The sequence below is a fragment of the Lysobacter antibioticus HS124 genome (assembly GCF_000336385.2).
In the GTDB taxonomy this organism is placed as follows: domain Bacteria; phylum Pseudomonadota; class Gammaproteobacteria; order Xanthomonadales; family Xanthomonadaceae; genus Lysobacter; species Lysobacter firmicutimachus.
Window position 1 is genome coordinate 5,193 of the sequence record NZ_HG424442.1, and the last position, 14,821, is coordinate 20,013.

General features: G+C 70.9%; 11 protein-coding genes. 8 read left to right on the top strand and 3 right to left on the bottom strand.

Annotation, left to right across the window (positions count from 1 at the left end; all coding sequences use genetic code 11):
* Positions 1-2,503 (top strand): ATP-binding protein (locus TX83_RS00415; protein ID WP_186442478.1); only part of this gene is annotated, 2,503 nt, incomplete at its 5' end.
* A gap of 465 nt (positions 2,504-2,968) precedes the next feature.
* Here the strand turns inward: TX83_RS00415 and TX83_RS00420 are convergent.
* A complete protein-coding gene (locus TX83_RS00420; protein ID WP_064745930.1) occupies positions 2,969-3,631 on the bottom strand; it encodes an ankyrin repeat domain-containing protein in 663 nt (220 codons plus the stop codon).
* A gap of 356 nt (positions 3,632-3,987) precedes the next feature.
* A complete protein-coding gene (locus TX83_RS23100) occupies positions 3,988-5,493 on the bottom strand; it encodes a hypothetical protein (RefSeq protein ID WP_064745931.1) in 1,506 nt (501 codons plus the stop codon).
* Positions 5,494-5,728: 235 nt separating this feature from the next.
* Between TX83_RS23100 and ggt the strand changes: the two genes are divergently transcribed.
* Entirely contained in the window at positions 5,729-7,468 is a 1,740-nt protein-coding gene (gene ggt, locus TX83_RS00430; protein ID WP_087960643.1) for a gamma-glutamyltransferase, read from the top strand.
* A gap of 49 nt (positions 7,469-7,517) precedes the next feature.
* On the top strand, positions 7,518-7,871 hold the full coding sequence (locus tag TX83_RS00435) for a gamma-glutamylcyclotransferase family protein (protein ID WP_064745932.1): 354 nt from the start codon (positions 7,518-7,520) through the stop codon (positions 7,869-7,871).
* 130 nt (positions 7,872-8,001) lie between these two features.
* On the opposite strand, the gene TX83_RS00440 is transcribed toward TX83_RS00435, so the two are convergent.
* Positions 8,002-9,489 (bottom strand): AAA family ATPase, encoded by a 1,488-nt coding sequence (locus TX83_RS00440; RefSeq protein ID WP_064745933.1) that lies wholly within the window; start codon positions 9,487-9,489, stop codon positions 8,002-8,004.
* A 300-nt stretch (positions 9,490-9,789) separates the two neighbouring features.
* Here TX83_RS00440 and TX83_RS00445 point away from each other — a divergent pair, with 300 nt between their 5' ends.
* The 5 genes from TX83_RS00445 to TX83_RS00465 all read left to right on the top strand — a co-directional run bounded on the left by TX83_RS00445 (position 9,790) and on the right by TX83_RS00465 (position 14,762).
* Positions 9,790-10,698, top strand: a complete 909-nt coding sequence (locus tag TX83_RS00445) for an AEC family transporter (RefSeq protein WP_064745934.1) — start codon at positions 9,790-9,792, stop codon at positions 10,696-10,698.
* 105 nt (positions 10,699-10,803) lie between these two features.
* The gene (locus TX83_RS00450) at positions 10,804-11,433 is read left to right on the top strand and encodes a ParA family protein (protein WP_064745935.1); all 630 of its coding nucleotides are present in this window, start codon (positions 10,804-10,806) and stop codon (positions 11,431-11,433) included.
* A 157-nt stretch (positions 11,434-11,590) separates the two neighbouring features.
* Positions 11,591-12,067 carry a SixA phosphatase family protein gene (locus TX83_RS00455; RefSeq protein ID WP_064745936.1) on the top strand — a complete coding sequence of 159 codons (477 nt, stop codon included), beginning with the start codon at positions 11,591-11,593 and terminating at the stop codon, positions 12,065-12,067.
* A complete protein-coding gene (locus TX83_RS00460; RefSeq protein WP_261369967.1) occupies positions 12,064-12,771 on the top strand; it encodes a YceI family protein in 708 nt (235 codons plus the stop codon). The genes TX83_RS00455 and TX83_RS00460 overlap by 4 nt, the downstream gene beginning before the upstream one ends.
* Positions 12,768-14,762 (top strand): phospholipase D family protein, encoded by a 1,995-nt coding sequence (locus TX83_RS00465; protein ID WP_064745937.1) that lies wholly within the window; start codon positions 12,768-12,770, stop codon positions 14,760-14,762. Before TX83_RS00460 ends, TX83_RS00465 begins: the two co-directional genes overlap by 4 nt.
* Positions 14,763-14,821: the final 59 nt, after the last annotated feature.

The following is a 14,821-nucleotide window of genomic DNA, read 5'->3' on the forward strand; positions in this document are numbered from 1 at the left end:
GTTGCGCGCCGCCGAACAGGCCCGGCACGACGCCGACGCCGCCACGGCCGAACTGCAGGCGATCCTGCGCCGGCGCGACCTGCCCGCGCTGGGGCGCTTCGCCGACACCCGCCTGTATCCGTCGATCGACCCGCTGACCCAGCGCCTGCAGGCCATCTCCGACCTGGAGCTGATCCAGGCCGATGCGGTGGTCCGCGCCGACATCGCCCGCAGCGAACGGGTCAGCCTGCTGCGCATCGGCCTGTCGCTGGCGACGCTGTTGCTGGCGGCGCTGGTCGGCCGGCGGGTGCTGCGCAACGCCTCGCGCGGCGTGGTCCGGCTGACCTGGCTGGCGCGGCGCATGCGCGAGCACGACTACACCGCCGAGCCCGGCGAGTTGCCGCCGGGCGAACTCGGCGGGGTCATGCAGGCCTTCATCGACATGCGCCGCGATGTGCTCGGCTTCGAGACCGAACTGACCGGCCAACTGATCCGCAACGAGCGCACCCGCGCCGCGCTGGAGCGGCGCGAACGCTTCCAGCGCTCGCTGCTGGAAGCGGCGCAGACCGCGATCCTGGCGGTCGACGAGCAAGGCCGCTTCAGCCTGGTCAATCCTTTCGCCGAACGCCTGCTCGGCATCCGCGCCGAGGAAGCGATCGGCCGCGATTACCTGCACTCGGTGTTCGAAGGTCGCGCGCTGCGCGCGCTGGCCAGCGAACTGGGCATGCGCCTGGGCCGGCCGGTGGAGGCCGACTGGACTGCGCTGCGCGAACTCGCCCGCTTGCGCGCCGCGCCGCGCGAGATCCGTCTGCGCCACCGCAACGGCACCTGGGTGCCGGCGCTGGTCGCGGTCTCGGCCACCGCCGACGAAGACGACCGTCCCGGCCTGCTGCTGATCGCCGCCGACCTCAGCGCGCTGAAGCGGCTGGAACGCGAACTGCGGGCCAGCGAAGCGCGCGCGCAGGACGCGAGCCGGGCCAAGTCCTCGTTCCTGGCGGCGATGAGCCACGAGATCCGCACGCCGATGATCGGCGTCACCGGCATGATCGAAGTGCTGGCGCATTCGCGCCTGGACCCGGAGCAGCGGCACGCGCTGGAAGTGATCCAACAATCCTCGCAGTCGCTGCTGCAGATCATCGGCGACATTCTCGATTTCTCCAAGATCGAGGCCGGCCGGCTGGAGCTGACGCTGGAACCGACCGCGCTGCCGGCCTTGCTGCGGACCACCGTCGCCGGCTTTCTCGGCGCCGCCGCCAGCCGCGGCATCGAACTGCACTGCGAGGTCGACCCGCGGGTGCCGCCGGCGCATCGCGCCGATGCGCTGCGGTTGCGGCAGATCCTCGGCAACTTCCTGTCCAACGCGGTCAAGTTCACCGAACGCGGCACGGTCGAGGCGGCGCTGGTCTACGAGGGCGAGGCCGCGCCCGACGCCGGCGGCCGGCCGCGCGACGCGCTGTGCTTCCGCGTCTGCGACACCGGCATCGGCATCGGCGCCGAGCAGCAACAGCATTTGTTCGAACCCTTCAGCCAGGCCGACAACGAGACCACCCGCCGTTACGGCGGCACCGGCCTGGGCCTGGCGATCTGCCGCCGACTGGCGACGCTGATGGAGGGCGAGATCGAACTCGACAGCGAACCCGGTCGCGGCACCACCCTGCGGTTGCGCCTGCCCTTGGCGCGCGCCCGCGAAGCCGAGTTGCCGCCCGCGACCGCGCCGATCGGCGACGGTGCGGCCCTGGCCGCGCGCACGGTGCCCGACGTCGAGCAAGCGCAGCGCCAGCGCAGCCTGATCCTGCTGATCGACGACCATCCGACCAATCGCCTGGTGATCGCGCGGCAACTGGCCTTGGCCGGCTACGCCAGCGAGCCGGCGGCCGGCGGCGAGGACGGCTTGCAGCGCTGGCGCAGCGGCCGCTACGCGCTGCTGCTGTCGGACGTGCACATGCCGGGCATGGACGGCTACGCCCTGGCGCGCGCGGTGCGCGCGGAGGAGGCGCGCGAGCGCCGGCCGCGCACGCCGATCGTGGCCCTGACCGCCTCGGCCCTGAAAGGCGAGGCCGAGGCCTGCCTGGACGCGGGCATGGACGATTACCTGGTCAAGCCGGTCGCGGTCGCGCGACTGGCCGCCTGCCTGCAACGCTGGTTGCCGCATACCGCGAACGCCGCCGAAGCGGCGCCGGACGAGCGCGACCCGGCCGAACAGGCGCAGGTGTTGGACCGCGAGGTCCTGCGCGACCTGCTCGCCGAAGGCGAGGGCGACGCCGGCGACGTGCTCGACGACTTTCTCGCTGCGATGGCCCAGGACCACAGCGTGCTGCACGGCGCGCACCGCGACGGCGACATCGTCGCCGTACAGCGCCAGGCGCACCGGATCAAAGGCGCCGCCGCACTGGTCGGCGCGCACGAACTCGAACGCGCCGCGCTGGCCCTGGAGCAGGCCGCGCGCGCCCAGGACTGGGCCCTCGTACTGCCGCTGCTGAGCGACTTGGAGACGGCGTTGGAACGCTTGCGGCGTCTGGTTTGAGGGCGGGCCTCGAGAGCTGAGAGCTGAGAGCAAGCTCCCTCGGTGCGCCCCTGGCAAGGTGGAACCGGCACGCGCTGCGCGTACACGGGGTAGGAGCGGCGCAAGCCGCGACCACGAAAAGGCAGAGCCTTCAACACCGCCGCCGCCGAACGAAGCCGCAAACGCCCGCCGGTAGGAGCGGCGTAAGCCGCGACAACCGAAGCAGCGGAATGCCACGCCGCCGACCGAAAATCGCCATCGGCCCAAAGAACACCCGATTGCCCCGGCGTCGGTGGCTGACCAACTGCGCGGCGCAGCGGCGGGCAGCGGTTACACCGCTCCTGCCCAAAGGCGGGAACACCGTTCCGAACCAGAACGCGGCCGTCAGGACGGCTGCGCATCTCCCGTCGCGGCTTATGACCGGAAAAATCCCCGCGCTACGCCGCCCCTACCCGGAACGCTGCCCGAAACGCGCTCGGCGCAGGCTCACTTGGCCTGCGCGTCCTCGACCGGGATGCGATGCTCGCGCAGCCACTCCACCACCGCCTCGCGCTGATCGCGGGTGCGGGCGTTGAGCAGCTTGCTGGGGGTCATGAACATGAAGCGCTGGAAGCTCGCGCCCTGCACGTTGCGCGCGTTCGGACTGGCGCCGGCCTTGAGCAGGGTCAGGGCATGACCGAATTCGTTGACCTTGGCCGCCTCGTGCAGCGGCGTGTTGCCGGTGCGGTCGGCGAGGTCGGGCTTGGCGCCGGCGGCCAGCAGCGCCTCGAAGTTTTCCTCGCGCTCGCCCATCAACGCCGACGCCAGCGGGCTGGCGCGGGTCACGGTGTTGGGCAGGTTCGGGTCCACGCCTTGGTCGAGCAGCGCGCGCAGCAGCCGCGGGTCGTTGGCCATCGCCGCCAGATGGACCACGGTCATGCCGTCGTCGCTGCCGACCGCAGGGTCGGCGCCGGCGCTGAGCAACGCCTTTAGGCCGTCGGTGCTGCGGTGGTACAGCGCCCACTGCAGCGGCGTCACTCCCTTGGCGCCGCGGGCATTGGGGTCGGCGCCGGCGGCGACCAGCTCGCGCACGCGCGCGCCGTTGCCTTCGGCGGCCGCCTCGGCCAGCTCGGCGTTGCGCAGGTCGGGGAAAACTTCGCTGGCTTGCATCGATCCGCTCCCAGGGCCGGCACACGCCGTGCAGACCGACAGCATAAGCAAGACGGCGGCGGCCATCACGCGCGAGGGCAGGCGCCGCAGGATCGGAGAGTGCGCGGGCATGGCGATCACCTGGATTCGCTGGGTCGGCCGATGCTAGCGCAGGCCGGCGCCGACGGCTGCGAAGTCAGTCTCGTCGCGCCGTCCGGCCCCCCGTCGCGATCCCCAGCCCGCCGAACGAATCTCGGGCCGGGAAGAGCATGCGCTCGTAACCCCGGAGCGGGGCCGAAACCGCCCCCTCCCCCTTTTTCAATGCAGGTACGGGGAGGGGCTTCCGCTCTTGGCCCGACAAGCGACGGCGGCGCGACTCAATCGAAGGGGTTGAGGAAGCTGCCGACGTCCTTGGCCACATTGACCGTGCCCTCGGCGACGTCGCCGACCACGTCGAAGGTCGCCTCGGCCACGGTGCCGACGCCGTCGATCACCGCCTCGCTGACGTCGCCCAGGTCCTCGGCGCGCGCGCCCAACCATTGGCCGCTGTCCTCGAGCCAACCGCCGACCGTGTCGCCGGCGCCTTCCAGGCCGACGTATTCGCCGAGGTCGCGGATCAGCCCGCCGCTCAGTTCGCCGGCGCCCTGCAGCACGTCGCCGGTCAGGTCGAACGCGCCTTCGGCGACGTCGCCGGTCAGATTGACCAGACCTTCGGTGACGTCGCCGGCCAGCTTCAGCGTGCCGTCGATGTAGCGGCCGTTGGCGTATTCGTTGTTGATCACGCCGTCCAGGTCGCCGCCGAAGTCGTAGCCGACGTTGAAAGCGTCGACGCCGAGGTCGACCACTTCCTGGATGCCGTCGCCGAGCAGGTCGATGCCGGTTTCGGACACGGTTTCGGCCATCGCGTCGAGCGCGCCGAGTTCGTCGCCCTCGATGCTTTCGGTCGGGGTCGGCGTCTGGGTCTTCATCGCCTCGATCACGGTCGCGCTGCCGTGCGCGCTGAGCACGTTGGGCCAGCCTTCCGGATGCTTGAGGTTGAGCTCGAAGCCGACCGCATCGGGCATGCCGTTGAGCACTTCGACGCTCTGCTGCACGCCGGTCAGCGGATCGCCGTCGACGTTGTAGCGGCGGATCTGCCCGTCTTCGGCCTGCGAGCGCGCCTCGTGCGGGCTGAAGCCCAGGTCGCGCAGGGTGTCGTTGCTGAGGCCGGCGGCGTTGAAGGTCACCGCGGTGTTGCCGGTGGCCAGGGCCGCGGTCGAGGCCAGGCCGCCGCCGAGGGAGTGTCCGGTGTAGACCACGTTGTCGCCGAACGCGGCCTCGGCTTCCTTGGCCAGCGCCACCGCCTGCTTGTACTGGCTGGTGTTGAAGCCCAGGCCCTGGCCGACGTCGTTGGCGATGTCGCCGTCGCCGAGCGGGTTGTAGCCGTTGGTGCCGGCGAAGGCGACCACGTACTGGCCGTTGCCGTTGGTGTAGATCGCGGCGCGGAAGCCCGAGCTTTCGACTTCCAGATCGTTCGGGTCGATGCCCGCCGGCTGGCCGTCCGGCGTCTTGAGCGCGCTGACCTGCTCCGGGCTCAGGCGCGTCCAGCCCGCGGCGCCCTTGCCTTCGGTGTCGTAGACATCGCTGGACAATTCGGCCAGCGCGGTGTCGATCTCTTTCTGCGGCTGCTGGCCGTAGAGCTGTTCGCTGAAAGGCTTGGTCTCGGCCTTCGGCACCGGCGCGTACGGGCTGTAGGGCAGTTCGATCGGCGCCGCCGGCGCCTGCTCGACCGCCGGGGCCGGCGTCGCCGGCTGTTGCGGTTGCTGCTGGTGCAGCAGCTGGTCGATCAGCCCGGGCAGTTGCGCGAAGCGCAGCAGCGGATTCGAGAATTCGGGAAAGCTCATGGCGCGACCCTGTTCCGTTATCTGGACGGCAGCGTATGTACTGACAAGATCGGCAAACAGCTGGTGCCTTCCCCAGCTAGGGTCGACCCTAGGTCGCCCCCTGGGGGACGGAGGGGCCGGCCGCGGAATCGGCCGGCATGAGCCGGGCGGCTTGAGCCCCTTCGCCCCCTTGCCTTCGGCCCGGGCGGGCCCGGCGCCGACTGCGCTATCGTCGCTCGTCCACCGGAGAACCTTCATGTCCCGACCGATCATCGCGCGACGCCGGCCGGCGCTGCGCGCCGCGCTCGCCCTGGCCTGCGCCCTCGCCCTGCCCGGCACCGCGCCGGCGGCCGACCGCATCGGCGGCCAGCCGTTCGCCACCCGCAGCGAGGTCTACGCCCCGCACGCGATCGCCGCGACCTCGCACCCGCTGGCCACCCAAATCGCGCTGGACGTGATGAAGGCCGGCGGCAGCGCGATCGACGCGGCGATCGCCGCCAACGCCGCGCTCGGGCTGATGGAACCGACCGGCAACGGCATCGGCGGCGATCTGTTCGCGATCGTGTGGGACCCCAAGAGCAAAAAGCTGCACGGCTACAACGGCTCCGGCCGCTCGCCCAAGGCGCTGAGCCTGGCCGAGTTCGAAAAGCGCGGGCTCAAGGACATTCCGCCGCACGGCCCGCTGCCGGTCACCGTCCCCGGCACGGTCGACGCCTGGTTCGCCCTGCACCAGCGCTTCGGCCGCAAGCCGATGGCCGAGAACCTGGCGCCGGCGATCCGCTATGCCCGCGAAGGCCACCCGGTGCACGAGGTGATCGCCTATTACTGGAACGCCTCGGTGCCGCGGCTGTCGAAGTGGCCGGGCTTCAAGGAGCAGTTCACCGTCGACGGGCGCGCCCCGCGCACCGGCGAGATATGGAAGAACCCGAATCTGGCCGACACTCTGGAACAGATCGCGCGCGGCGGCCGCGATGCGTTCTACCAGGGCGATATCGCCCGTACCATCGACGCCTATTTCAAGGCCAACGACGGCTTCCTGCGCTACGAGGACCTGGCCGAGCACCGCGGCGAATGGGTCGAGCCGGTCAGCAGCAATTACCGCGGCTACGACGTCTGGGAACTGCCGCCCAACGGCCAGGGCATCGCCGCGCTGCAGATCCTCAACATCCTGGAAGGCTACGACCTGAAGGCGCACGGCTTCGGCAGCGTCGAGCACGTGCACCTGTTCGCCGAGGCCAAGAAACTGGCCTTCGCCGACCGCGCGCGCTGGTACGCCGACCCGGCGTTCGAGAAATCCTCGCCGGTGGCCAAGCTGATCTCCAAGGACTACGCCGCGCAACGCCGCAAGCTGATCTCGATGGACAAGGCGCTGCGCGAGGCGCAGCCAGCGACGCCGGCGCAGCTCGACCAGGGCGACACCATCTACCTGACCGTGGCCGACGCCGACGGCATGATGGTTTCGCTGATCCAATCCAACTACCGCGGCATGGGCAGCGGCATGGCCCCGCCGGGGCTGGGCTTCATCTTCCAGGACCGCGGCGAGCAGTTCGTACTCAAGGAAGGGCACCCGAACTCGTTCGCGCCGGGCAAGCGCCCGTTCCACACCATCATTCCCGCGTTCGTGACCAAGGACGGCAAGCCCTGGCTGTCGTTCGGGGTGATGGGCGGGGCGATGCAGCCGCAGGGGCATGCGCAGATCCTGATCAACCTGATCGACTTCGGCATGAACCTGCAGGAAGCCGGCGACGCGCCGCGGATCCAGCACGACGGTTCGACCGAACCGGCCGGGCAGGCCACGGCGATGAGCGACGGCGGCGAGCTCGACCTGGAGACCGGCTACCCGTACGAAACCGTGCGCGAACTGATGCGCCGCGGCCACAGCGTGCGGTTCGCGCACGGGCCTTACGGCGGCTACCAGGCGATCATGGTCAACCCGCACGGCGGCTACATCGGCGCCAGCGAGTCGCGCAAGGACGGTCAGGCGGCCGGCTATTGATCCGCGGCCTTCTCGGCGGGTACGTCGCTCCTTTACCGCGAACTCCGACATGACCGACACATACGACCAACGCCTGTTCTCCTACGGCACCCTGCAACTGCCGGCCGTGCAGCAGGCCACCTTCGGCCGCCTGCTGCAGGGCCGCGCCGACGCGTTGACCGGCTTCCGCCGCACGATGGTCGGGATCGAAGATCCGCAGGTCGTCGCCACCAGCGGCGAGGCCTATCACCCCATCGTCGAGGCCAGCGGCGACCCGCACGACCGCGTCGACGGCACGGTGTTCGCGATCAGCGCCGCGGAACTGGCGCAGGCCGACGCGTACGAAGTGGACGAGTACGAACGCGTCCAAGCCGAACTGGCCTCCGGGCAACGCGCCTGGGTATACGTCAAGCGGCGCGGTTGACGCCGCGCCGCGGCATTCGGCGCCGCAACGATCCGCGCCCCTTCAACGCCGCAGCGACGATCGTGGCCATGGCGGTCGTCGCCGCGATCGCCGCATTGCCTCCTGCATCCCGCCCGAAAACGGCGCGCGCTCAATCCGCCGCGACGGTGCGGCCGCGCGCCCATTCGCGCAAGGCCTCGACCTGTTCGGCCATCGTCACCGACAGCGGCCGGGTCTGCTTGAGTTCGCCGCGCAGCACGAAATCCGACAGCGGCGCGCCGGCCGCATGCGCGGCGTACAGCGCGGCGACGATGGCCTGTTCGATCTCGGCGCCGGAAAAGCCCTCGCTGGCGGCGGCCAGCGCCGGCAGATCGAACTGCTGCGGTTCCAGCGCGCGCTTGCGCAGATGGGTCGCGAACAATGCCTCGCGCACCTCGGCCACCGGCAGGTCGACGAAGAAGATCTCGTCGAAGCGGCCCTTGCGCAGCAGTTCCGGCGGCAAGGCCTCGATCTGGTTCGCGGTCGCGACCAGGAACAGCCTGGACTTGCGCTCGGCCATCCAGGTCAACAGATAGCCGAGCACGCGCCGCGACACGCCGCCGTCGCCATCGCCGCCGCCGGAGGCCAGTCCCTTCTCGATTTCGTCGATCCACAGCACCGCCGGCGCCAGTTGCTCGGCCGAGGCCAGCGCCGCGCGCAGGTTCTTTTCGGTTTCGCCGTGGAACTTGTCGTACAGGGTGCCGAAATCCAGGCGCAGCAGCGGCACGCCGAAGCCGGAAGCCACCGCCTTGGCCAGCATCGATTTGCCGCAGCCCTGCACGCCCAGCAGCAACATGCCCTTGGGCGGGTCCAGGCCCGGCGGCGGTTCGGCGCCGGTAAACACGCTGCGGCGCTGTTCGACCCAGCGCTTGAGCCGGCGCGCGCCGGCCACCTCGTTCATGCGCGCGCTGTCGTATTCGTAATGCAGATGGCCGGAACGGTTGAGCAGTTCGAACTTGAGCTTGGCCAACTCCGGCAGGTCGTCGGCGCCGATCGCACCGTCGCGGAAGATCAGGTGGCGGGCGATACGGCGCGCATCGACCAGGTCCAGGCCGCGCAGATTGCGCACGATCTGCCCGACCGCCTCGGCATCGCTCTCGACCCGGCGCCCGCCGTGCTCGCGCATGTAGTTGGCCGCTTCCTCGCGCACCAGCTTGAGCAGCGCGTTGGCGTCGGGCAGGCGCGGCGCGAAGCGCACCGCCAGCGAGTCCAGATCCGCCGGCAACTCGACCTGATGCCCGACCAGCACCAGCACGTGCGGCTCGCAGTCGCGGCGCTGGGCGATCTCGCGCAGCTGGCGCTGGGTGCTGGCGTAGCCCAGGTAAGGGTGGGCGTCGAACAGCAGATAGATGCCGCGCTGGTCGGCATCGCGGATCGCCTGCAAGGTGGTGGAGATGTCCGGCGCGACATCGGCCTCGTCCTCGCGGTCCAGATCGATCCGGCGCAGGCCTTCGGTGATCGACCAGCGATGCAGCGCGCGCCAGACGTTCATCAGCGCCTGGCGGAACAGTTCGACCACCCGCGCTTCGTCGCGGGTCTCGATCACGATCAGGGCGGTGTTGGAACGGATCAGCGCGGTCAGGTCTTGCAGGTCGCTCATCGGGATAGTTCTTCCGTGGAGCGGACATGATACGGCGGCGGGACGGGGCCGCCGAAAGCCAGGGCAGCGCCAATGCCCGCGCCCGCTGCGCGGTCGCCGCCGCTTCTTGCGAAGCGGGCGACGGCAACGTCCGCATCGACGCCAAACCGGCGGCGGTGAGCGATAGCAGGCCGGGAGAGATTCGCTTTTGCTCCCTCCGTCCGAGCGCCCCCCTACCGCGCCCGAGCCGAAAGCCGCCTTGAGCCCGCGCCGCGCAACCGCGACCATCGTCCTACCGTTGCGCACCGACGACTCCCGCCCATGGCCTTCGACGCCTTCGCCCTGGTCCTGGCCATGCTGGTCCTGGGCTACCTGTTCCAGCGCCTGCGCGCGCTGCCGGACAACGCCGCCCAGACCCTCAACCTGGTCGTGCTCTACGTCTGCCTGCCGGCGGCGGTGCTGCGCTACGCCCCGCGGCTGCAGCTGGAGCCGGCCCTGCTCGGCGTCGCCGCGGTACCGTGGCTGTTGCTCGGCGCGACCGTCCTGCTGGTCGGCGCCCTGGCTCGGCTGCTGAAGCTGCGCCGCGACGAACAAGCGGTGCTGCTGCTGACCGTGGCCCTGGGCAACACCAGCTTCCTCGGCTACCCGCTGACCCGCGCCCTGATCGGCGAACACGCCCTGCCCTATGCGGTGGTCTACGACCAGTTCGGCGCCTTCCTGATCCTGTCGACCTTCGGCCTGTGGGTGCTGGCCCGTTACGGCGGCGACGCCCGCCCCGGCCCGCGCGACATGCTGCGGCGGGTGCTGCGCTTCCCGCCGCTGTGGGCGCTGCTGATCGGTTTCGGCGTCATGCCCGCCGAGCCGCCGGGCTGGATCGCCGGCGGACTGCAGCGCCTGTCCGACGCCCTGCTGCCGCTGGCCATGCTGACGATCGGCCTGTCGGTGAAACTGACCCTGCCGCGCGAAGAACTCAAACCGCTGGCCGCCGGCCTGGCGCTGAAACTGGCGCTGATGCCGGCCCTGGCCTGGCTGCTGCTGCCCTGGCTGGGCCTGCACGGCGAAGCGGCCCGCACCGTGGTGCTGGAATCGGCGATGCCGTCGATGGTCACCGCCGGCGCCCTCGCCATTGCCCACAACCTGGCCCCGCGCCTGGCCGCGGCGATGGTCGGCTACGGCTTGCTGCTGTCCCTGCTGACCTTGCCGTTGTGGGCCGGCGTCGGCACCGGCTGAGGTCGGCGCCGGCTTGGCGTTACCGGTCACACCCCACCCCGCCCCTGTGATGACCCGTCCCCGCCCCCGGTGTACGCTGCGGGTTCCTTCCGGAGGGGAGCTCGCATGAAGACCGTGCTGGTGGCCAGTTCCAAGGGCGGGGTCGGCAAGACCACGATCGCGACCCATCTCGCCGCACAGGCGGCCTTGGACGGGTTGCGCACGGCCTTGATCGACGCCGATCCGCAGGGCTCCTCGACCCGCTGGGCGCAGCGCCGCTCGGTGCTGGAAAGCGCGGTCCTGCCGGTGGACGGCACGCGCAGGAAGGCCTGGCGCAAACACCTGCCCGAAGACGCCCAGCGCACGGTCATCGACGCGCCGGCCGGGGCGATGGCCGAGGACCTCGACGGCTTTCTCGAAATCGCCGACGCGGTGGTGGTGCCGGTGCAGCCCTCGACGCTCGACATCGAGGCCACCGTGCCCTTCCTCGACACCCTGGCCCAGCACCCGCGGGTGCGCCGCGGCCAGCTCCGGGTCGGCCTGCTCGGCAACAAGCTCAAGCCCTGGACCAACGCCTCGCAGCAGGCGGTGGAACTGCTGCGCGAATGGCCCTACCCGGTGGTCGGGCAGATCCGCGACAGCCAGGCCTATGTGGTCATGACCGCGCTCGGCAAGAGCCTGTTCGACTACCACTCGCAGCAGATCCGCGACCACCAGGCCGACTGGCAGCCGCTGCTGAAGTGGATCCGCAAGTAAGCCCTTCGCCCGCGCGCGCCGGCGTCGCCGCCTGCGGCGCGCGTTCACGCGCCTGCCGCCGACGCGCCGCTACCCTTGGGCGACGCCGGCAGGCATGCTTCGACCACGTTCGCGCCCCCGCCGCGGTCCGTTTCCTTTCCTCACCACACTGGCTCTCATGCGCGAATTGATCCTGTTGCGTCACGCCCACGCCGAGCCCGCCGCCCAAGGCCAGGCCGACCTCGACCGCCCGCTGTCCGCCGAGGGGTTGGCCGAAGCCGAAGCCGCCGGACGCTGGCTGGCACAGAACAAACTGGTCCCCGACTGCGTGCTGTGTTCGCCATCGCGGCGCACCCGCGAGACCCTCGAGGCCGTGCTCGGCGCGGTCGGCTATGTCGAGCAGCGCATCGAGCCGTCGATCTACGAGGCCACGCCGGGCACCCTGATCGGCCTGGCCGATACCCACCCGGAGGCCGACCGGCTGATGCTGGTCGGCCACAACCCGGGCCTGGAGCGGCTGGCGGCGCTGCTGCACAGCGGCCAGTCCGGCGACTACCGCGGCATGCCGCCGGCGGGCATCGCCGTGCTCACCGTGCCGCCCGGCACCAGCCTGGAACCGGGCATCGCCCAGCTCAGCCAGTTCTGGTGGCCGTGAGCCCATCGGCGCCGGCGCCGAGGCGCTGGCGGGGCCGGGCCCTGCGCGTCCTGGGCGGTATCGCGCTGGCGCTGTGCGCCGCAGCGGCCGGCGCGGCGCAGCCCCCGGCCGCGCCGCACAACCCGCCGTCGAGCCAGGGCTTCGATCCGCTCCACACCCGTTTCGGCTTCGAACTGCGCACCCGCTGGGGCCAGAAGGTCAGCGGCGAGTTCCCGCGCTACGAAGGCGAGGTCGCGACCCTCGCCGACGGTCGCCACCAGGTCCGTATCCGCCTCGCCACCGCCGCGGTGGTGGTCGGCGACTCCGAGCGCTACACCCGGCTGGCGCGCGGCGAGCGTTTCTTCGATGCCGCCCGCTATCCGACCATCGAATTCGTGTCCGAGCCGCACGCCGCCGACCTGGTCCGCACCGGCGGCCCGCTGCGCGGCCGGCTGACCCTGCATGGGGTCAGCCGCTGGGAAACCTTCGTCCTGCCGCCGGGCGCCTGCGCCCGCCCCGGCGAAGACTGCGACGCTTACGCCTACGGCAGCGTCAGCCGCTACGACTACCGCCTGGACGGCTGGCAGCTCGCGCTCGGCGACCGGGTCCGTTTCACCATGCAGGTACGGTTGAAGCCTGCAGGCCTCAGAATGGCCGACCCGAAACCCAGCGACAGCAAGACTCCGGCCGGCGACGGCGCGGAACGCAAGGAGCCGTCCCGTTGAACCCCGTGCCGCGCGGCCTGGCCGCCGCCCTGCTGGCCTTGAGCCTGTCCGCCTGCGCGACCCTGAGTCCGGCGCAGCGCGACCGCGCCAGCGAGATCGCCGCGCAGGCCCGCTCGCAGCAGCTCGACTGCACCGCCGCCGACGCCTGCGCCCAGCCCTCGCCGCTGCGCGAACTGGGTCTGCGCGCGCGCGCCGCCTCGACCCCGGAACAACCGCGCCATTACGCCCTGATCCTGGACCGCGGCCCCGACGCGATGCTGGCGCGGCTGGACCTGATCCGCGGCGCCCGCCGCAGCCTGGACCTGCAGACCTACATCTTCGACGAGGACGACGCCGGCAAGCTGGTGCTGGACGAACTGCTCGCCGCCGCGCGCCGCGGCGTGCGCGTGCGCCTGCTGCTGGACCAACTGTCGGCGCTGCGCCACGTCGACACCCTGGCCGCGCTGTCGGGCGCGCACGTCAACTTCGAAGTCCGGCTGTACAACCCGGTGCTGCAGCGCGCCCGGATAAGCTATCCGCAGTACGTGCTCGCCGCGGCCTGCTGCTGGCGCCGGCTCAACCAGCGCATGCACACCAAGCTGCTGCTCGCCGATCGCCAGACCGGCATCGCCGGCGGGCGCAACTACCAGGACGACTATTACGACTGGGACGACGAGTACAACTTCCGCGATCGCGACGTGCTGGTCGCCGGTCCGGTCGCCGACCTGATGGGCGACGACTTCGAACTGTTCTGGAACGACCGCCGCAGCGTGCCGGTCGAGCGCCTCGGCGATGTCGGCCGGCGCCTGCTCAAGCAGGGCGTGCCGGAACTGCCCAAGGCCGAGTTCGAACGCCCGCAGCGCGCCGCGCGCATGCGCGAGGACGCCGCCGACACCGAGCAGGTGCGCCAGCGGCTGGCCGCGCACGCGCTGGAGGTCGGCGCGGTGCGCTACATCTCCGACACGCCGGACAAGCATCGCGAGGACAGCGCCGCTGCCGCGCTGGCCTCCGATTCGCTGCGCAACCTGATCGCCAACTCGCGCAGCGAAGTGATGCTGCAAACGCCCTACCTGGTGCTGTCGAAGTCGGCGCAGCAATTGTTCCGCACCCTGCACGAACGTCCCGACGCGCCGCGGGTGATCGTCTCGACCAACAGCCTGGCGGCGACCGACGCCTTCATCGCCTACGCGCTGTCGTACAAGTACAAGCGCCGCTACCTGCGCGAGTTCGGCTTCGATATCTACGAGTACAAGCCCTTCCCGGCCGATGCGCCGATCGACATCGCCGCCACCGGCGCGCAGCTGCCCGACCTGGATCTGCCCGGCCTGCCCGACTCGGACGGCGCGGACCAGAGCGTGCGCCGCGATCGCAGCCGACCCAGCCGCGTCGCGTTGCAGGGCAGCGGATCGCGCGGCAGCCTGCCCGACCGCAGCAGCGTGCTCTACGGCCAGCGCTACCGCCAGCCGCTGGCGCGCGAGTACGCCGCGATCCGCTACGCGCGCCGGCGCAGCAACGAGCCGGTGCCGCTCAAGCGCGCCGGCGTGCGCATCGGCATGCACGCCAAGTCGATGGTCATCGACGAACGCATCGGCGTGATCGGCACCCACAACTTCGACCCGCGCGGCGATCACTACAATACCGAAAGCGCGGTGGTGATCGACGATCCGGCCTTCGCCCGCGCATTGGCGGACAGCATCCGCCGCGACATCGCCCCGGCCAACTCTTGGGTGATCGCGCGCCGCGACAAACCGCCGGTGTTCTCGGGCCTGGAGTATTCGCTGGCCAAGATCTCCGAGCATTTGCCGATCTTCGACCTGTGGCCGGTGCGTTACGCGACCAGCTACGAATTCGTGCCGGGTCCGAACTGCCCGCACCCGCTGTACCGCAACGACCCGGGCTTCCGCGCCTGCTACAAGCCGGTCGGCGACTTCCCCGAGGTCAACCTCGGCGTGAAGAGCCTGACCACGCGCATGTTCACCGCCTTCGGAGCGGGCTTGGCGCCGATTCTTTAGAAGCGCGGATCGTAGACGCGGCGGCGCCCGACCGTCCGCACGCTGCGGCGTTGCTGCAG